This window comes from Nocardia farcinica (assembly GCF_001182745.1).
Taxonomy (GTDB): Bacteria; Actinomycetota; Actinomycetes; order Mycobacteriales; family Mycobacteriaceae; genus Nocardia; species Nocardia farcinica.
Map to the genome: position 1 here is coordinate 2,644,249 of NZ_LN868938.1, position 16,323 is coordinate 2,660,571.

Genomic DNA, 16,323 nt, shown 5'->3' on the forward strand with positions numbered 1-16,323 from the left:
GACCTCAGAACCTCTCCGGATCGAGCAGCGCCACCAGCAGATACACCACCAGGGCCGCCGCGATCAGCACCAGCCCCGCGCTGGTGACCCCGGCCCACGTCATCGCCGCTCCCCCTTGCCGTGCAGGGCGCGCAGCACCAGCGCGCAGCCGAGGAATCCCACGAAGATCAACACCACATAGGCGGCGTCAGCCATCTCATGTCCTTGCGATCGAAAGCCAGGACGCCGGTCGGCGCCCGCGCACCCACGATCCGCCGCCGCGCGCCGTTTCCGGCCGATCCATACGCGGAATTGACGCGGGCGGCCCGAGTCCTGACGCGTTCTTTACGCTCGGGGTTCGACCGCGCCGATCGGTCGCTGAACCGCCGTTCTCCCCCGTCGGTAGCCACCACCGGGGGGCTGCGGCGCAGCTCACAAGGGGTACCGGTGGTCGGGTAACGATCCTATGTTGCCCTCGAATTCCGATCTCCCGAGCAAACACTCAGCACAAACGTACTGGTCACAGGCTTGTGAACGCGCACAGCGCGGGCTTCGGAACGGCTATGAAGATGGGCAACCGACCAGTCGCGACTCCCCGGTCCGATCGTGGTTGCGCTATGTTCGCCGCGGACAGTGCCGTCGCCTACGGCCCCGGGCAGCCACCGCGGCGAAGGAGGTGCGCAGTCCCGGGGCGGATCCCACCGCACTGTTGCCCGTTTCGCCAACTCGTCCTCCGAGGGCAGATCGTGTTCTGCCGGTCCACCCTCGGTGCTGCCTGATGTGTGAAAGAAGACCGTGTCCAGACTCTCGACCCGCATCCTGATCGTCCTGCTGAGCATCCTGTCGCTCGGCGTCGTGGGCGCGCCCGCCCAGGCCGAACCGCGCTACCCCGAACCCGATCCGGACCCGTTCTACACCGCACCGGCCGACATCGGCTCCTTCCAGCCCGGTGACGTGGTCCGCACCCGCAAGATCGACACCGGCCCCTACGTCGGCACCGAGGGCTGGCAGGTGGCCTTCCGGTCGACCAACTCCGGCGGCAACGCGATCATGGGCATCACCACCGTGCTGCTGCCCGCGGGCGTGCACAACCCGCCGCTGGTCTCCTACCAGGCACTGATCAATTCGCTGGGCTCCCGGTGCAATCCGTCGCGCTCGCTGTTCAACGGCGAACTGCAGGACGCCGTCGGCGCCATGCTGCCCATCGGGCGCGGCTGGGCCATCTCGCTGCCCGACTACCTCGGCCCCAGCGTCGCCTACGGCGCCGCCAAGCTCAGCGGCATGGTGACCCTCGACAGCGTGAAGGCCGTGCAGAAGGTCGCCGAGCTCGGCCTCGCCGACTCGCCGGTCGCCATCGCCGGCTACTCCGGCGGCGGCATGGCCACCGCGTGGGCCGCCGCGCTGCAACCCACCTACGCGCCCGACCTGAAGCTGGCCGCCGCCGTGGCCGGCGGCATCCCCGCCGACCTCGAGCAGATGGCGCTGAGCCTCGGCTTCGACCCGCATCCCGGCTTCGGCCTCGCCTTCGCCGCCGCGATGGGTCTCGAGCGCGAATACCCCGACCGCCTGCCGATCTCCGACCAGCTCAACGAGAACGGCCTCTGGTTCCGGGAATTCACCCACGACGCCTGCCGCCGCTTCCTGCTCTTCCACGGCGCCTTCCGCAGCGCCGAGCAGATGGCCGCGTCCAAGAGCCTCATGGACAGCCCCGCAGCGCGGGAAGTGCTGCGCGAGAACAGCTTGCGCTACTTCCCCGGCGTCCCCACCGCCCCCACCTACATCTGGCAGGGCCGCTACGACACCCTCACCGCCTTCGACCCCGTCGCCGAAACCGCCGACCGCTACTGCAAGGCGGGCGCACCGGTGACGATGGTGCCCTACGACATCGCCGAGCACATGACGGCGGCGGTCGCGGGGTTCGTCGACGCCTGGAACTACGTGGAGGCGCGGTTCCGGGGCGATCCGGTGACCAGTAGCTGCTGACGGCGGTGAACGGGGCGTCTCCGGGCGCCCCGTTCGTCGTTCGCCGGACGGCGGCGACCAGGCCACGCTCGGGGAAAAGCCCTGGTCATGGTTCAGGGGTAGGCTCGGTCGGTGAACCCGGCAGCCGCTCGGGCACAGTCGCCCGACGTCGCTAGCACCGAGGGAGCCGCCATGCCGAGCCTGTCGTTTCGAACGCGACCCGTTCGAATCCCCTTCGCGCGCAAGCAGTTCCGCCCAGGCCGCAGGCAAGGTGCCCCCGCCGAGCAGCGTTCCCCGCGCGGCACAGGAACACCACCACTCGCCCGCGGCGCTGCCTTGCTCGCCGCCGTGCTGATGCTCGCCGCGTGCGCCGACGACCCGGCCATCCCCGACGCGACCCGCACGGCACCGCCCGCACCCGCCGAGATCCCCGGCTTCGGCCCCGCGGCGGAGATCGCCCGGGATATCGACGTGCCCTGGGGCCTGGCCTTCCTCCCCGACGGCACCGCTCTGGTCGCCGAACGCGACACCGGCCGCATCCTGCGCATCGAACCCGGCCGGACGCCCGAGGAGGTGTACCGCGTCCCCGGCGTCGCGGCCCGCGGCGAAGGCGGCCTGCTCGGCCTCGCCGTCTCCCCCCGCTACCCCGACGACGGCTACGTCTACGCCTACCTCACCACCGCCGACGACAACCGCATCGTCCGCTTCCGCCTCGACGGCCCCGCCGACCCGATCTTCACCGGCATCGCCAACGCCTCCTTCCACAACGGCGGCCGCCTCGCCTTCGGCCCCGACGGCCTGCTCTACGTGGGCACCGGCGACGCGGGCGAACCCGACCTCGCCCAAGACCCCGCCTCCCCCAACGGCAAAATCCTGCGCCTGACCCCCGACGGCGCCCCCGCCCCCGGCAACCCCACCCCGGGCTCCCCCGTCTACTCCCGCGGCCACCGCAACGTCCAAGGCCTCGCCTGGGACAGCACCGGCCGCCTCTTCGCCGCCGAATTCGGCCAGAACCGCTACGACGAGATCAACCTCATCACCCCCGGCGCCGACTACGGCTGGCCCGAAGTCGAAGGCGCAGGCGGCTCCGCCGACGGCTACACCGACCCCCTGCTCACCTGGACCACCGACGAAGCCTCCCCCTCCGGCATCGCCATCACCGACCGAACCCTCTACGCCGCCGCCCTCCGCGGCGAACGCCTCTGGACCGCCACCCTCACCGGCGACACCCTCACCGACGACCGAGCCGTCCTCGACGGCACCTACGGCCGTCTCCGCACCGTCACCCTCGCCCCCGACGGCGCACTGTGGCTCACCACCTCCAACACCGACGGCCGCGGAGACGTCCGCTCCGGCGACGACCGAATCCTGCGGTTTCCGGGACAATGAGTTTCGCCGGACCCCAGGTGCACGGCAGAGCGTTCCTCGGCGGCGGCGCCTGGCCGACGAGTAACCGCGAGCGGCAACGAAAAAGCCCCCTACCCGCCGCGGGCCGGCATATCGTACGACGGCGCGGACCGTTCGGATCGCACATAGGTGTAGCCCGCGCGGCTCTCTTGTGAGCATCGAGCTCTGATCTGCCATGAACTCAGGATTTTCGGTCGATCTCGACCACCTCGAAGAGATCGTCGCCCGCCTGTCGGGCTCGCCGGCTTCATCGGCGAACATCTCGATGGAATCGATGACCGGGTCGCCACCTCGACCGGCACTGGCTGGGAAAGCGTCGCCGCTCGGGCGTATGCCGAGGCCCACACTCATGGGGTCGGGGGGCACGCGAATTCGTTGAAGGCGTTGAGCCGTTGGTCCCGGGAAGCAGCGTGAGCTGCGGGCGAAAGTGGGGATCAGACGGTAGATGTCGTAATGGTGATTCGAAGCGTCTTTTCACCATTGCCGGGATAATGCCGTCCGGGGATAGCGCGAAGAGAAGAGCACGTCACGACGACGGCGTGCCGCCGCGACCTCCACGGTCACGGCAGTCATCGCCGCCACCGACTCAGATTCGCGCCGGTAGAAGGCGAGTAGAATCGAACACCGCGGTCGCGGTCATCGACGCCGCTGCGGCGCGAAGGCCTGGAGCCCAGGCGGTTCGAGCCGGCATCGGTGGGGTTCACAGTGTCGGTGCTGACTGACGTATCTGACCGATACCGAGGTCCCGCGTCGTGAATACCGCGACCGGACAGACGCCCCTGGGTCGCGCCTCGCAGCCGAACATTGCCTCAGGTCCGGGAATCGACCGTCGCCACGTCCTCGATTACCTCGACGTTGCGCCGGTAGCCGACGGTCTCGTAGCCGACCACCGAGACCCATGGCGCAAGAGAGAGCACCAGGAGGCACCAGGGGAGGTCCACGTCGCCCTGCGCCATCAGCACCGGCACCACAAGGGTGACCGCCGTGATCCCGATCTGCACCACGTGGAGTGCGCCGACGGCCCTGGTCAGAAGGAAGTAGCCGCCGTAAAAGAACGCGATGAACAGTGCAACCGGGACGACCACGGTGACTACGGTGGCGGTCAGGCTCAGCTTCGAGTGATGGTCGAGGAAGTACGCCGCGACATGTAATCCGGCTCCGATGGCGACGATGCTGCCGAACAGCCCCATGGCGCCGTAGCCGAAGCCAAAGGAGCGCTTGCGTCGCACGTGCAGGATCTCACCCGTCGGTACCACGAAGTAGCACCACCAAATTCCGAAGGTGAGCGCCGTGCCCGCCAGCGTGAACAGACCGATCTCCCAGGTGAGGCCACCCTCGGCGAGGATGTTGATCGCGGCCATCGTGCCGATCATGCCTTCGCCCAGGCAGATGATGACCATCAATCCATAGCGCTCGGCAATGTGGTGGGGATGCCAGGGCGTGCCGCCACGGTGGCGCTCGGCGTAGGCCGGGCCTCCGAGCTCGACGAGGAACGGGATCACCATGAGGGCGAAGGTGGTGCCCACGGGCAGGTCGACGAGAGCCAAGATGCACCACAGCACCTGGGCTATCGCGATGGTGAGCAGGTAGGTGCGGCAAGCCACACGGCGGCTCTCGTCCTGCCGGGCCGCGCGCCACCACTGGAAGATCATCGCCACACGCATCACGACGTAGCCCCAAACCATGACGTCGTTGTCGAGAGTCTCGCCGTGGTCGTAGACCGAGATGAACATCGGGTGCAGCCCGAGGGCGAAGATCAGCACCCCGACCATCTGCAGCATGGTGGTCAGCCGGTAGATCCAGTCGTCGGTGTCGAAGGCCGAGGCGAACCAGGTGAAGTTGATCCACGCCCACGAGATCCCGAAGGTGGCGAATCCGAAAGCAACGCCCCCTGCCCAGAGATGGTCCGCGGCCAGTGCGTGCGCCAGTTCGTTGGCGGCGGTGCCGAACGCGACGACGAATGTCAGATCGAACAGCAGTTCCAGCGGCGTCGCCACCCGATGCGTCTCGTGCGGGTCGCGCCCCAGCATCCGGCGGGCGCGGTGGCCGCCCCGCCCTCGGTCGGTCGACCCTGCCGCTCGGTCGCCGCGCAGTTCCTCGGTCACCCGTGGGCCTCACGGATGGTCATCGAGGCGACCTTGTCACCGGCCGGCGCGAACGCGAAGCTGCTCAGACCGTTTGCGTAGTTGCTGCGCCAGTCGCCGACCACGACCACCTCGCCGTCGCCGGTGGTCGTGACCGACTGCACCGTCAGCGTGCCGTCGGCGCCGATCAGCTCCTTGCGACTCCAGCGGTCAATCGCCTCCCGGCCGCGGAAGACGCGACCCCAATCGTCGACGTACCCGTCGGCGGTGAAGCAATCCAGAAAAGCCGCTTCATTATGGCTGTTGACGGCGGTGATGAGGGTGGCGACAGGCTCGGGGATCTGCGTGGTCATGGTTCTCCTTCCTTAGCTCGCGAATGGCGCAAGCAGTCGAGCTGGGTCCTCGCCGGCACCGGGCCGGAAGAGTCGATGGACCAGGCCGTCGGCCGGCCGGCTGCGCCGGCGGGTGGGCTCAGCGGGTGGTGTATCCGCCGTTGGCGAAGATGGTCTGGCCGGTGATCCACCGGCCTTCGGTAGCCAGGAACCGCACGATCGGGGCGATGTCCTCGATCTGGGTGAGCTGGTTGCCCATCGCCTGCGACTTGTGGAACGCGACCCGCCCCGGGGTCTCCTGGCCGTAGAAGAAGGGCGTGTCCATCGGTCCGGGTGCGATGGAGTTCACCGAGATCCCCCGCGCCGCGAACTCCTTCGCAGCAGCCCGGGTGAAGTGCTCGACGGGCGATTTGCCGCCGGCATACGTCGAGTAGCCGTCGGTGAACGCTGCCAGCAGCAAGGTCAAGATGGTGATCACCTTACCGTTGTCGGCCACGTGACGACCTGCTTCGCGCAGGAAGGAAGTACGCCGCCTTGCCGTTGATGTCGAACATCTCGTCGTACTCTGCCACGGTGGTGTCGATGATCGGCTTGCGCAGCACCTTGCCGACCGTGTTGACCGGCGATATCGATCGGGCCCAACGCCGCTGCGGCGTCGGCGAACAGCCGCTCGACGACCTCGACTTTTGTCAGATCGCCGGTGAGCAGTACGCCCTTGCGGCCAGCGGCCTCGACCGCGGCGAGCGTCTCCTCGGCCGCCGGCCGGGTGGGATCGGAGTTGTAGTGGATGGCGACGTTGGCGCCTGCCTCGGCGAACTGGCGGCTGATCAGGCCCCCGAGGTTCTTTACACCTGCGGCGATGAGGACGTTCTTGCCTTCGAGGGCGGGGACGGACATGAGACTCCTTCGCCGACTTGCCATTTCACCGACACACGATTTCTGTATCACTCTTCGAGAGCTACTATATCAATGTGACAGCAGAACGCAAGAGCGATACACGACGCGAGCTCCTGGAGGCCGCGGCGTCGCTGATCAGCGATGCGCCCGGCCAGGACGTGCCGTTGCGCGCGATCTGCGATCGGGTCGGCGTGAAGCTGCCGACGCTGTACCACTTCTTCGGCAGCAAGGACGGCCTCCTCACGGCGGTCATCGAGTACGGCTTCGCGAGCTACCTCGCGCTCAAGCAGGCGACCGAGCCGACCGGCGACCCGATCGAGGACATTCGCCGCGGCTGGGACACGCACGTGCGCTTCGGCCTCGAGCACGCCGGTTTCTACGCGCTCATGTACGGCCAGGTCACCCCGCACCGGCGGCCGGAGGCAGCCGCTGGTCCGCAGGCGGCACTGCTCCGGCTCTGCAAGGACGCCGAGAGGCAAGGCCGACTGGCGGTCCCGGCTGGCGTCGCCGCCGATCACATACTCGCCGCCAACGTTGGCGTCACGCTCTTCCTCATCACCGCCGCCGAGCAGGATCTCGCCCTCGCCAACCATGTTCGCGACGCTACGATCGCGGCGATCACCGGCCTGCCCGCCACACCGGCGGTCGAGCGGGACGGCCGGGCCGCCCTCGCTCGCCGGCTGCTGCACGTTTTGGCCGGCGCCGAGGACGAGATCGGCTCGGCCGAGGTGGCGCTGCTTCGCAAGTGGCTCGCCACGCTCACCGACACCGAGTCGGCATAGTCCTCCCGATTCAGCCAGCCCGCAGCGCGTCGTGACGCGCAGCCAGCCGCCGCCACATGTCCCACGCCAAGATCCACTTCCTGTGGAGCCAAGAGGGGAACCGGACGCTGCGCATCGTCTCGCGCATGGGTGCGGTGCTGCCAGCCAGCACATCGGCCGGCGGCAAAGCCCTGCTCGCCGACCTCCCCGACGACGCGCTCCGCCAGCTCTACCAGAATCCGGGCGCCGCAGCACTGGGCGACGCGCTCAGCGACCGCGAGCTCGCGGCACTGCTGCGTGAGATCAGGGCTTGCCGCCGCAACGGCTTCGCGACCACCAACCAGCAGACCGAGAAAGGGGTCAGCGCTGTCGCGGTGCCCCTGCGCGACCACACCGGCCGCGCCATCGCCTCGATGTCGATTTCAGCCCCCTCAGCGCGCTTCGCCGAGCTGTTGGCACCCGAGTCGATCCAGCTGATCATGGCCAGCCAGCACGACCTTCAATCCGACGTGGCCGCACTGGGACTCTGAGGCTCAGAGTCCCAGTGCGGCCACGTCCGATCCGCCGACAGCGATCACACCATGATGTTGATGACCTTCTCCTCGGTGTAGGAGAGCAGTTCCTCCAGGCACTCCTCCTTGCCGCCCACGCCGGAGGCCTTCACGCCTCCGTACGGCACGTTGAGGAAGTGCTGACTCGAACCGTTAACCCACACGAACCCGGCCTCCAGAGCGCGCGCGACGCGCACCGCGCGGTCGAGGTCCTTGGTCCAGACGCTGCCGGTCAAGCCGTACTCGACGCTGTTGGCAATCGCGACCGCCTCGTCCTCGGTGTCGAACGGGATGACCGAGAGCAGCGGCCCGAAGACTTCCTCGCGGGCGACGCGCGCCGAATGCACCACATCGACCAGCACAGTCGGCGCCACGAACAGCGATCCCTCGAACTCTGGCCCCTTGGGACGTCCGCCCCCGGTGCGGACCACTGCGCCCTCCGCCAGCGCCATATCGATGTACAACATGGACTTGTCGAACTGAGTGCGGTTGATCATGGTGCCCTGCTCGGATCCCTCGTCGAGCGGATCGCCGACAGTTCGCGCCTCGACCAGCTCCACGACACGGTCCACCAGCCGGTCGTGCAGCGAACGATGCACGAGTAGCCGGGAGTTGGAGCCGCAGGACTGCCCGGACCAGGTGAAGTTCATACCGGCGACCGCGCCGGCCGCAGCCTTCTCGAGGTCAGCGTCATCGAAGACCACCATCGCGTTTTTGCCACCGAGCTCCAGCGTCACGTGCTTGACCCCGCTCTCGGCCGCCGCGCGCTGGATCGCCCGGCCGGTCGGCTCGGAGCCGATGAACCCGATCCGGCGAACCGCCGGGTGCCGCACCAGCCGGTCCGGCACTGCAGGCCCGTTGCCGACAACGACGTTGACCACACCTGGCGGGAACACCTCGTTGGCCAGCTCGGCCAGCCGCAGAGTCGACAGCGGCGCTGCCTCCGGCGGCTTGGCCACGACCGGGTTGCCGGCGACCAGCGGCGCGGCAATCCGGCACGCGAACATGAGCGGGTGGTTGTAGGGAAAGATCTTCGCGACCACCCCCACCGGCTCCCGCAATGTGAGAGGCAGGTTCTCACTTGCCGGGATGGTCGCTCCCTTCATCTCGAGTGCGAACCCGGCATACATTCGCATTTGGCTCAATGCGATCTCCACGTCGAAACGGGAATTGGAGATCGGCGAGCCCGCGTCGATCGTGTCGAGCAGTGCAAGCTCCTCACTGTGTTCCTCGACGAGATCCGCCAACCGGCGCACCAGATCGGCCCGTTCGAGCGCCGGTGTGGCCCGCCAGCCCGGCAATGCAGCCTCAGCAGCGGCGACCGCGCGATCGACGTCTGCCAGCGATGCGTCGGGGACCTCGGCGAGCGACTCCTGGGTGAAGGGGTCACCCACGGTGAACGTAGCCCCGCCCTCGGCCGGCACGAGCGCGCCGCCGATCAGAAGTCGCCAGTCACGCTCCACCAGGGTGGCGATCTCGGCCGCCCGGACGGTGCGGGCGGGGGTGCCGGTGCCGGCGACGGACATCGATCGGTTCATCTTTTCCTCCACGTGCAGGGCGCCCGGCCGGATGCCGGCGCTGTCTCCTACCTTGGCCCAGTGCAGAATTCGCGCGCGACAACCTTCCCCACCACAGAAGATTGGTAAGTGCGCGGGGTGGCCGTCGCGCTGCTGAGCGGCACCACGGGGCACATCGGCGGCTCGTCCTCGGGTACCAGCGCCGTCGGGCCGTAGATCCAGTCGGTGTAGGTGTGGTCGTGCACACCACGGGCCCGCAGTAGCGCGTGGCGCTGCTCGCGGGCGAGTCCGTCGAGATGCCATAGCTCACCCCACGCGGGCGGTCGTCACGACCCGGCAGCAGTGCTCCGGGCGGACCGCCTGGTACGACGCGAGCACGGCCCAGCACAGTCCGCCATCGTGCCAACGCAACCGCTCGACATGCTCGGCGAGTACCCAACCGTCCTCGATCGCCACGATCGCGCCCTGCGCCATGTACTGCAGCGGCGGGTGCGCTGCGTCGCCGAGCAGGGCGATCCGGCCGTGGACCCAGGTCAAAATCGAATCACGGTCGTACATCCGCCACCATCTGTCTCGCTACATGTGCGGAGTTCCCGCCCGTACGGCGGTGCACATGCCGTCGAAGGCTGCGTCCAGTCGTCCGGAGTGCCTCAGTTCTCCTCGCCGGCGCGCGCCTTGGGCGACTCGAAGACAGCGACCTGGTTGAGCAGCTCTCCCCCACGCACCCGTAGTGCACGAAGTGACAACGGGGACCGACGTACACCACTACTTCGGAGAGGTCGACAGGTCGGCCTGTGGTATCGGCGCCGGGCACCGTGGTGCGGAACTGCCAGTCCCGCAAGGATATGTCGTTCATGATCGTGAAGCCGGCGATCGCCGCGCCTACCTCCGCCTCGCCCGCTCGGCGCACCTCGGCGCAGATGACCACCATCAATTCGACCTCCCGGTCGAGCGCGGCGGTCTCGGCCGGCTTGGTGATGTCGTCCCGGGCGCCGAGGAGGGAGTCGGCGAACTTCACGAACAGCGTCGGGTACGCCGGCAATTCACGGTCCATCTCCTTGATGTGGTTCGTGTGGTAGTGGCCGACGCAGAGCACTTTCGCCGGGCTGGGGACGACGGGGGCGAAGTCCGGACCCTCTACCGGGTCGATCGCGGCGCGAGCAGGCGCGTCAGGAGCGCCGTTCGCGAGGTAGGCGCCGACGGTAACGGTGCCGGAGCCGTCGAACACCTGATAGACGCTCGAGCCGGTTGCACGCACCGGCGCGGTTTCGGCGCCACGGACCACGGGGAGGAACTCCGCACGGATGGTCGGCAGCACGTCACGTCCGGTGGCCGGGTAGGTGTAGCTGACCGCCGCGTGTCCGGGTTCGGCCGTGCCGCCGAAGGCCTCACGCTCCACAGCGAGCTGGTCGGCCAGGGCTCGGTCGGTGTTCTCCCACTTGTAGGCCAGCAGCGGTGTCCCCGGCGTCGGCTCGCCCACGCCCACCGGGCGCAGTCCCGGATGGCCCCAGAGGCGCTCGGAACGGCAGCGCTCGGGCGTGATGCGCTCACCGTCGCTGATCTCCTCGCGGCCGAACTCGAAGAACTGCGTCTCATTTACATACTGGAACGGGATGTCGAGCCCGTCGACCCGCGCCATCGGTTGGTCGGTGGCGTTGTGGTGCGCGTGCCAGTTCCAGCCGGCCTGGGGCACGAAGCCGCCGCGGTTCATCGGCCTGACCGCCGACGACCGTTCACACGCCGGATCCCTCGACCACGAATCGGAACGCGTGTTGGATGTGCCGGTGCTCGGGCGCGTCCTCGCCCGGCATAAGGTACTGGATCGCGGCCCACAGCGTCGGCGTGGCGAATGGTCGGCCATCGAGGCCGGGGTTGGCCAGCGTGATCGCGCGCCGTTCGCCGCCGCGCCCGACATCTCCGTCCAGAGCGGCACCAGTCGCTGCTTCTCGAAACCCCGGTAGAGCTGCTCGAGCTCGGGTGTCACATCGGGCTGGTCCGGTGCCGCCACAGCCTGCAACCGGACGGGGTAGTCGCTGGGGGCCATGCGAAAACCGTCCCACCTGGCCAACACTGCCGAACACATGATTCTGTGCTCCAGAATCTGCCCTCAGGAGACGTGTCGACCGCGGCGCCGCGCACCTGCACCGTGCCTCGACCGACCGGCGGGTCAACGGCTCATAGGTGCTGCGGGCGACGCTGTGGCCTCGTGCTGCCCGGCTGCAGGAGCTGGACCCTCTTGGCTCGAGGCCGAGCAGGCCCTCGACCATTACGTCAGAATGCCGGTGAAGTGTGGCGACTGACCGGCCCCCACTCGCTGTCGTCAGAGCCAGCTCCTGTTTCCGTCACGCAGAATCTCGTGCGCTCCGCACGTTCGCCCGCGGTGTATTCTGCGCGACGTGACGTTGGTGGGACACAGCTGGGGCGGCTAAGGGCTGTCCCGTAAGTTGTTGAGCGCCAGCCGTTATCGTGTTCCCGTGGCGGTGATCTCGGCGGCCGATCCGGTGATGGTGGAGTTGTTCAGTGGGCTGCGGCCACGCAAGTTCGCCCGCCTGATCACGCGGTTGCGGCGTGAGGGCGCCGACCGGCCGTTGCGGGGCCGGCCCTGGGGGTTGTGCTTCGAGGACCGGGTGTTGCTGGTGGCCACCTACTGGCGCACCAACCTCACGATGCGGCAGCTGGCAGCGGTGTTCGGGGTATCGAAGTCCGCCGCGGCCAGAGTGATCGAAGATCTCGGCCCGGCCCTGGGTTTACGTCCCCGTGTCCGGTTTCCGCATGGCGCGGTGTTGATCGTGGACGGCACCCTGGTCCCGACCCGGGACCACGATGTGGCTGCACCCAGCAAGAACTACCGGTACTCGACCAATCATCAGGTCGTCATCGACGCCGACACCGAACTCGTCGTCGCTCTCGGCCGGCCGCTGCCGGGCAACCGCAACGATTGCCGCGCCTACGGCGAGTCAGGCGCGGCCCATGCCTGCCGCAACGCGGTGGTGATCGCCGATGGCGGCTACCAGGGCACGAGCGCGATCATCCCGCACCGCCGTGTCCCGGGCCGGGACCTACCGGAGTGGAAACAGGCCCACAACGCCTCCCATCGCAAGGTCCGTGCTCGTGTCGAGCACACCTTCTCCCGGATGAAGACCTGGAAGATCCTGCGGGACTGCCGTCTACGTGGCAACGGTGTCGCTGTCGCGATGGCCGGAGTCGCCACCCTGGCCAACCTCGCCCACGCCCGCTGACCCCAGCCAGGGGCAGGTCGTCATCGCCGGGTCGGACTTACGGGACAACCCTTAGCCGCTCACCGGCGCAGCGCCACGGTTCGCCACCAGGCTCCGGAAGCTCATCTATTGGCGTGCGTTCGTCCCGAACAACGGTGTACCGCTCATCGAGGAGGTCCCGCCGACCTACCGGGAGGCGTTCACCGGCCGGGCGGCACATCGGGGAACAACAGCGTGGTACTCCCCCTCGAGATCTTCTCCAACGCCTTCATGCAGGACGCTGATGAGAACGTACAGAAGCTAGTCCACAGCCTCCTTGCACCCCAGCCCATGCAGTACCTGACCGAACCCGTTCCGGCCGCGCCGGGCGTGCCCGCCAGCTACGCGATCACCACCGAGGATGTCTCACTGCCCCCAGACGAGTGGGGCTTCATGCCGTGCCTCCCTCAGCGCCTCGGCGACGTTCCCATCATCGAAACGCCCGGCAGTCACGAGGCCAAAATATCACCCGCCCCGTCGAACTCGCGCAAGCACTGCTCGAGTCGTAGCCGAGAGTATCCGAGCTTCGGCCCTCACTTGAGCGGCGACGCCGCCGAGCTCGAGGGGCCCGCCGGCGCGCCCGTGCCCATTGACCGATCGGTTATATGGGCAATCGCCGGAGCCATTCCGTCAGGAGGTGCTGTTCGGCATTTCTGGGGGCTTTCCTGGCCGGGCAGCGCTGCGCGCAGAGCACGGGCAGTGCCCGCAGGCCCAGGTTCCTGCACAGCGGGTTCCTGGGTGGTGACGGTAGTGATAACCGATTCGCGCAATACGACGAGGAGTGCGGGTCTCGCAGGCTCGGGCAAGGACAGCCAGGTCAGGACAGCGCCGCTCGCGGTGGACATTCTGGGCCGCGAGGCCCTCCTCCATGCGCAAGTGGCCTGCGGCCGCGACGCGCGGGATTCGGTCCATGGTGATTTCATGACCGATCCGGAAGATAACGCTGGACCGGGTGCGTTCGCCGAACATCAGCCTGGACGGGGCCGGGTTGACCAGCGCGAACTCGATCACGATGTCCCAGCCGTTGCGCAGTTCCTTGACCGGACCCTGCGGATCGGGACCGACCTGCTGCTTGGCGGCCAAGAACCGGCTGAAGCCGTACTCGACCTCTGCGTCCAGTAGCCCTCCTTGTCACCAAAAGCCGGTACAGGCCAGCGGCTGGATTACAGCGGCGTCGGCGACCGCCCGGGTGGTGACCGCATTGGCGCTGATCCGCCCGAAGTCACGCAGCACCGACGTGAGCCTGGCGCAGGACGCCAATCAGCCCGAGGTGGCGAACATGATCGCCCGAGCTCGCACCTTGTCGCCGCTACGCGGACCAATAGATCACCGTCATTTCAGATCCTACCCCCTGAATCGCCCGCTCGGCCAGCTTCTTTGACCGGCCAAGGCTGACAACCAGCCCACCCGCTCAGTTATCCACAAGGCCGGATTCCCGGGTAGAAATGTAGCCGCAGCTCGACAGCAACTGAACGTAAGCCTCTGGCCCCCGTCACATCTCATACACCGCAGATCGATCCAGCCCGTCGGCGCCGGTCCCGCAGTCGCTTTTCCGTACCGCACCCAGCAGGCCGCCGAGTCGCCGAACTGGGCACCCTCCTGCTTAGACGAAAATCGAGCTGATCCAGCTTCGATGCCTCGGTACGCCGCGCTCGAACCGGCGGCGGACCAGAATACCGACTCGCTCCCATACCATCTTGTTCGTCTACGAGGCCTGGACCGGAATCACCTCGCGCGACCTGTCTGTCTCGAAGACAGACCAGGCGACCGTCGAAGCCCTCCACATACGGAGCTGCGTCCGGTGGTGCCAGTACCCTAACCCGATGATGCTCAATCTGCCGGACTGGGGCGAGAAGGACGGCCTAGCTCACACCCATCAGATACAAAAGCATCGCCTCCGCCCGGACAGTCGCCGACCGGATGGACACGCGTCGCCCCGAGCATTCGAGCAGGGCAATGCTCTCGGAGAACCCCACCCGATGGCACTCAGAGTTCGGGACAAAACGAATGCCCCAGGCAGTCTGATCAAAGCAATGATCGTTGATGCCACACGGACCGACCACCTTGCACCCGCCCATAGCAGGCTCCCGTCGATCGCGTTAGGCCACCCGGACACGGGTCACCTATAGTCGACTAGTGCGCCCTCATCCAGACGACCATGCCAGGTCGACGGGTGGCCCCGGCCGCCCTTCCGAGGACGACACCGGTAACCCTCGAGGACGAAGGGCGGCAATGACAACCCCACGACGACGTTCACGCGGACGCCCCCGGCAGGAAGGGCTGGCGGAGCGACGTCGGGAGCAGATCGTGCAGGCTGCCTACGAAATTTTCACCGAGCACGGATACCGCTCGACCACTGTATCGATGATCGCGAAGCGGGCCGGGGTCGGCCAAGGAACGGTGTACCGGTACTTCGATAGCAAGCTCGAGATCCTCCGGGCCGTCTTCGACCACACCGCAGAGATGGGTTTCGCCGCACTCGATATCGAGGCGGTGGCACAGCCGATCACCTCAGTCGCCGAACTGACCGACCGGATCGCCGACGCCGCAACAGCGTTGACCGATTTGGTGCAGCGCGATCCGCGCCTGTTGACGATCCTGGCCGTCGAAGCCAGCGCAGCGGATCCGGAGCTGCAGCATCGCGTCATCGGCCTAGAACGCATACTGGCCTCGCGCCTGTCTTCAGCCATCGCAGCCGGAGTCGCCGATGGCACGGTGCGCCCTGACGTCGACGTGGCAGCCTACGGGCATCTCCTCCTCAGTCTGGGCATGCCATCCTTTGTCGACGCGTTCCACGGCCGCATGACACCCGCACGCAGGGACCGGCATGTGACCGCGATATCCGACATCGTCGTCCATGCTCTGCAAGTAGCGGGAGGCGGGCGATGAGCTTCGTCGTCCGACCCGGCGGCACGCTCGACCGAGCCGAGCAGCGCCGGGCCGATCTCATTGCCACCGCCGCCCAGCTGATCACCGACCGCGGATACCACGACACAACGGTCAGCGACATCACGAATGCCCTGGGCGCAAGTCATGGAACCTTCTACAACTACTTCCGCAACCGTCGCGAGATTCTCGATGCGGTGTTGGACCAGCGGTTCTCCGAGATACAGGCCCATGTTCTCGGCAAAGACGAAAAACAGGCCGATACGCTCGACGAGTTCGTAGCAGCGGCGGTCGGTATAGCGGGCCGACTGCAGACATCGATGGTGAACGACCCTGGCCTGATTCGATTCCTGGCATACGAAGCACCGGCCATCGATCAGGAACTCATCGATAAGATCGACGGTTGGCTCAACGGCATCGTCCAGTTGACGAGCCGGCAGATCGCGCATGGCGTCGATGCGGGATATCTCCGCAGCGAGATCGATAGCGAGATGGCCGGTTGGTCGGTGACCGCTTTGATCTTCGCCGCCGCTGCCGGCGGGCTGGCCGGTCCGGGCGACGTGCCGGGTGACGCCTTCATCGCCGCGCTGGCCGACCTCCTGCGGCATGGGCTGGGCGCGACGCCGACGCAGGAACAATCGCAGCAAGCGTAAGGCGCCGCGGGCGACAGCGATAGGCCCTCTTCCGCGT

The 16,323-nt window shown here is 67.5% G+C and carries 14 protein-coding genes and 2 pseudogenes; 8 read left to right on the forward strand and 8 right to left on the reverse strand.

Features of this window, described 5'->3' with window-relative positions; translation table 11 throughout:
- Window positions 1–4: 4 nt before the first annotated feature.
- Window positions 5–103: a K(+)-transporting ATPase subunit F gene (kdpF, locus tag AMO33_RS12765; RefSeq protein WP_060592741.1), complete on the reverse strand. Its 99-nt coding sequence runs from the start codon at window positions 101–103 to the stop codon at window positions 5–7.
- Window positions 104–774: 671 nt separating this feature from the next.
- Here kdpF and AMO33_RS12770 point away from each other — a divergent pair.
- Window positions 775–1,962 carry a lipase family protein gene (locus tag AMO33_RS12770; protein WP_060592742.1) on the forward strand — a complete coding sequence of 396 codons (1,188 nt, stop codon included), beginning with the start codon at window positions 775–777 and terminating at the stop codon, window positions 1,960–1,962.
- Between the two features lie 333 nt (window positions 1,963–2,295).
- The gene (locus tag AMO33_RS12775; protein WP_076574182.1) at window positions 2,296–3,330 is read left to right on the forward strand and encodes a PQQ-dependent sugar dehydrogenase; all 1,035 of its coding nucleotides are present in this window, start codon (window positions 2,296–2,298) and stop codon (window positions 3,328–3,330) included.
- Between the two features lie 827 nt (window positions 3,331–4,157).
- Here AMO33_RS12775 and AMO33_RS12780 read toward each other — a convergent pair.
- The 3 genes and pseudogenes from AMO33_RS12780 to AMO33_RS12790 form a co-directional block, all read right to left on the reverse strand.
- Complete coding sequence (locus tag AMO33_RS12780; protein ID WP_240327500.1) at window positions 4,158–5,453, reverse strand: low temperature requirement protein A; 1,296 nt, start codon at window positions 5,451–5,453, stop codon at window positions 4,158–4,160.
- Window positions 5,450–5,785, reverse strand: coding sequence for a nuclear transport factor 2 family protein (locus AMO33_RS12785; protein ID WP_060592744.1), 336 nt, complete (start codon window positions 5,783–5,785; stop codon window positions 5,450–5,452). Before AMO33_RS12785 ends, AMO33_RS12780 begins: the two co-directional genes overlap by 4 nt.
- Before the next feature lie 118 nt (window positions 5,786–5,903).
- Window positions 5,904–6,661, reverse strand: a pseudogene (locus AMO33_RS12790) (SDR family oxidoreductase).
- A gap of 74 nt (window positions 6,662–6,735) precedes the next feature.
- Here AMO33_RS12790 and AMO33_RS12795 point away from each other — a divergent pair.
- Together AMO33_RS12795 and AMO33_RS12800 are read left to right on the forward strand one after the other, a co-directional pair.
- Window positions 6,736–7,443: a TetR/AcrR family transcriptional regulator gene (locus AMO33_RS12795; protein ID WP_060592745.1), complete on the forward strand. Its 708-nt coding sequence runs from the start codon at window positions 6,736–6,738 to the stop codon at window positions 7,441–7,443.
- A gap of 56 nt (window positions 7,444–7,499) precedes the next feature.
- Window positions 7,500–7,952, forward strand: a complete 453-nt coding sequence (locus AMO33_RS12800) for an IclR family transcriptional regulator (protein WP_082668652.1) — start codon at window positions 7,500–7,502, stop codon at window positions 7,950–7,952.
- Window positions 7,953–7,996: 44 nt separating this feature from the next.
- Here the strand turns inward: AMO33_RS12800 and AMO33_RS12805 are convergent, their stop codons facing one another.
- From AMO33_RS12805 to AMO33_RS32575, 4 genes and pseudogenes are all read right to left on the reverse strand, one after another.
- Window positions 7,997–9,511: an aldehyde dehydrogenase family protein gene (locus AMO33_RS12805; RefSeq protein ID WP_240327511.1), complete on the reverse strand. Its 1,515-nt coding sequence runs from the start codon at window positions 9,509–9,511 to the stop codon at window positions 7,997–7,999.
- 285 nt (window positions 9,512–9,796) lie between these two features.
- Window positions 9,797–10,048, reverse strand: coding sequence for a hypothetical protein (locus AMO33_RS32225; RefSeq protein WP_179946645.1), 252 nt, complete (start codon window positions 10,046–10,048; stop codon window positions 9,797–9,799).
- A complete protein-coding gene (locus tag AMO33_RS32230; protein ID WP_179946649.1) occupies window positions 10,035–10,544 on the reverse strand; it encodes a fumarylacetoacetate hydrolase family protein in 510 nt (169 codons plus the stop codon). The genes AMO33_RS32225 and AMO33_RS32230 overlap by 14 nt, the downstream gene beginning before the upstream one ends.
- Before the next feature lie 141 nt (window positions 10,545–10,685).
- Window positions 10,686–11,534 (reverse strand): annotated as a pseudogene (locus AMO33_RS32575) (cupin domain-containing protein); the annotation flags it as partial.
- A 460-nt stretch (window positions 11,535–11,994) separates the two neighbouring features.
- Between AMO33_RS32575 and AMO33_RS12820 the strand changes: the two are divergent.
- From AMO33_RS12820 to AMO33_RS12835, 4 genes are all read left to right on the forward strand, one after another.
- On the forward strand, window positions 11,995–12,729 hold the full coding sequence (locus AMO33_RS12820; protein ID WP_062954307.1) for an IS5/IS1182 family transposase: 735 nt from the start codon (window positions 11,995–11,997) through the stop codon (window positions 12,727–12,729).
- A 213-nt stretch (window positions 12,730–12,942) separates the two neighbouring features.
- Window positions 12,943–13,869, forward strand: coding sequence for a hypothetical protein (locus tag AMO33_RS31470; RefSeq protein WP_139337617.1), 927 nt, complete (start codon window positions 12,943–12,945; stop codon window positions 13,867–13,869).
- A 1,185-nt stretch (window positions 13,870–15,054) separates the two neighbouring features.
- Complete coding sequence (locus tag AMO33_RS12830) at window positions 15,055–15,636, forward strand: TetR/AcrR family transcriptional regulator (protein ID WP_060592748.1); 582 nt, start codon at window positions 15,055–15,057, stop codon at window positions 15,634–15,636.
- Window positions 15,633–16,286, forward strand: coding sequence for a TetR/AcrR family transcriptional regulator (locus tag AMO33_RS12835; protein WP_060592749.1), 654 nt, complete (start codon window positions 15,633–15,635; stop codon window positions 16,284–16,286). Before AMO33_RS12830 ends, AMO33_RS12835 begins: the two co-directional genes overlap by 4 nt.
- The last annotated feature ends 37 nt before the right edge of the window (window positions 16,287–16,323 follow it).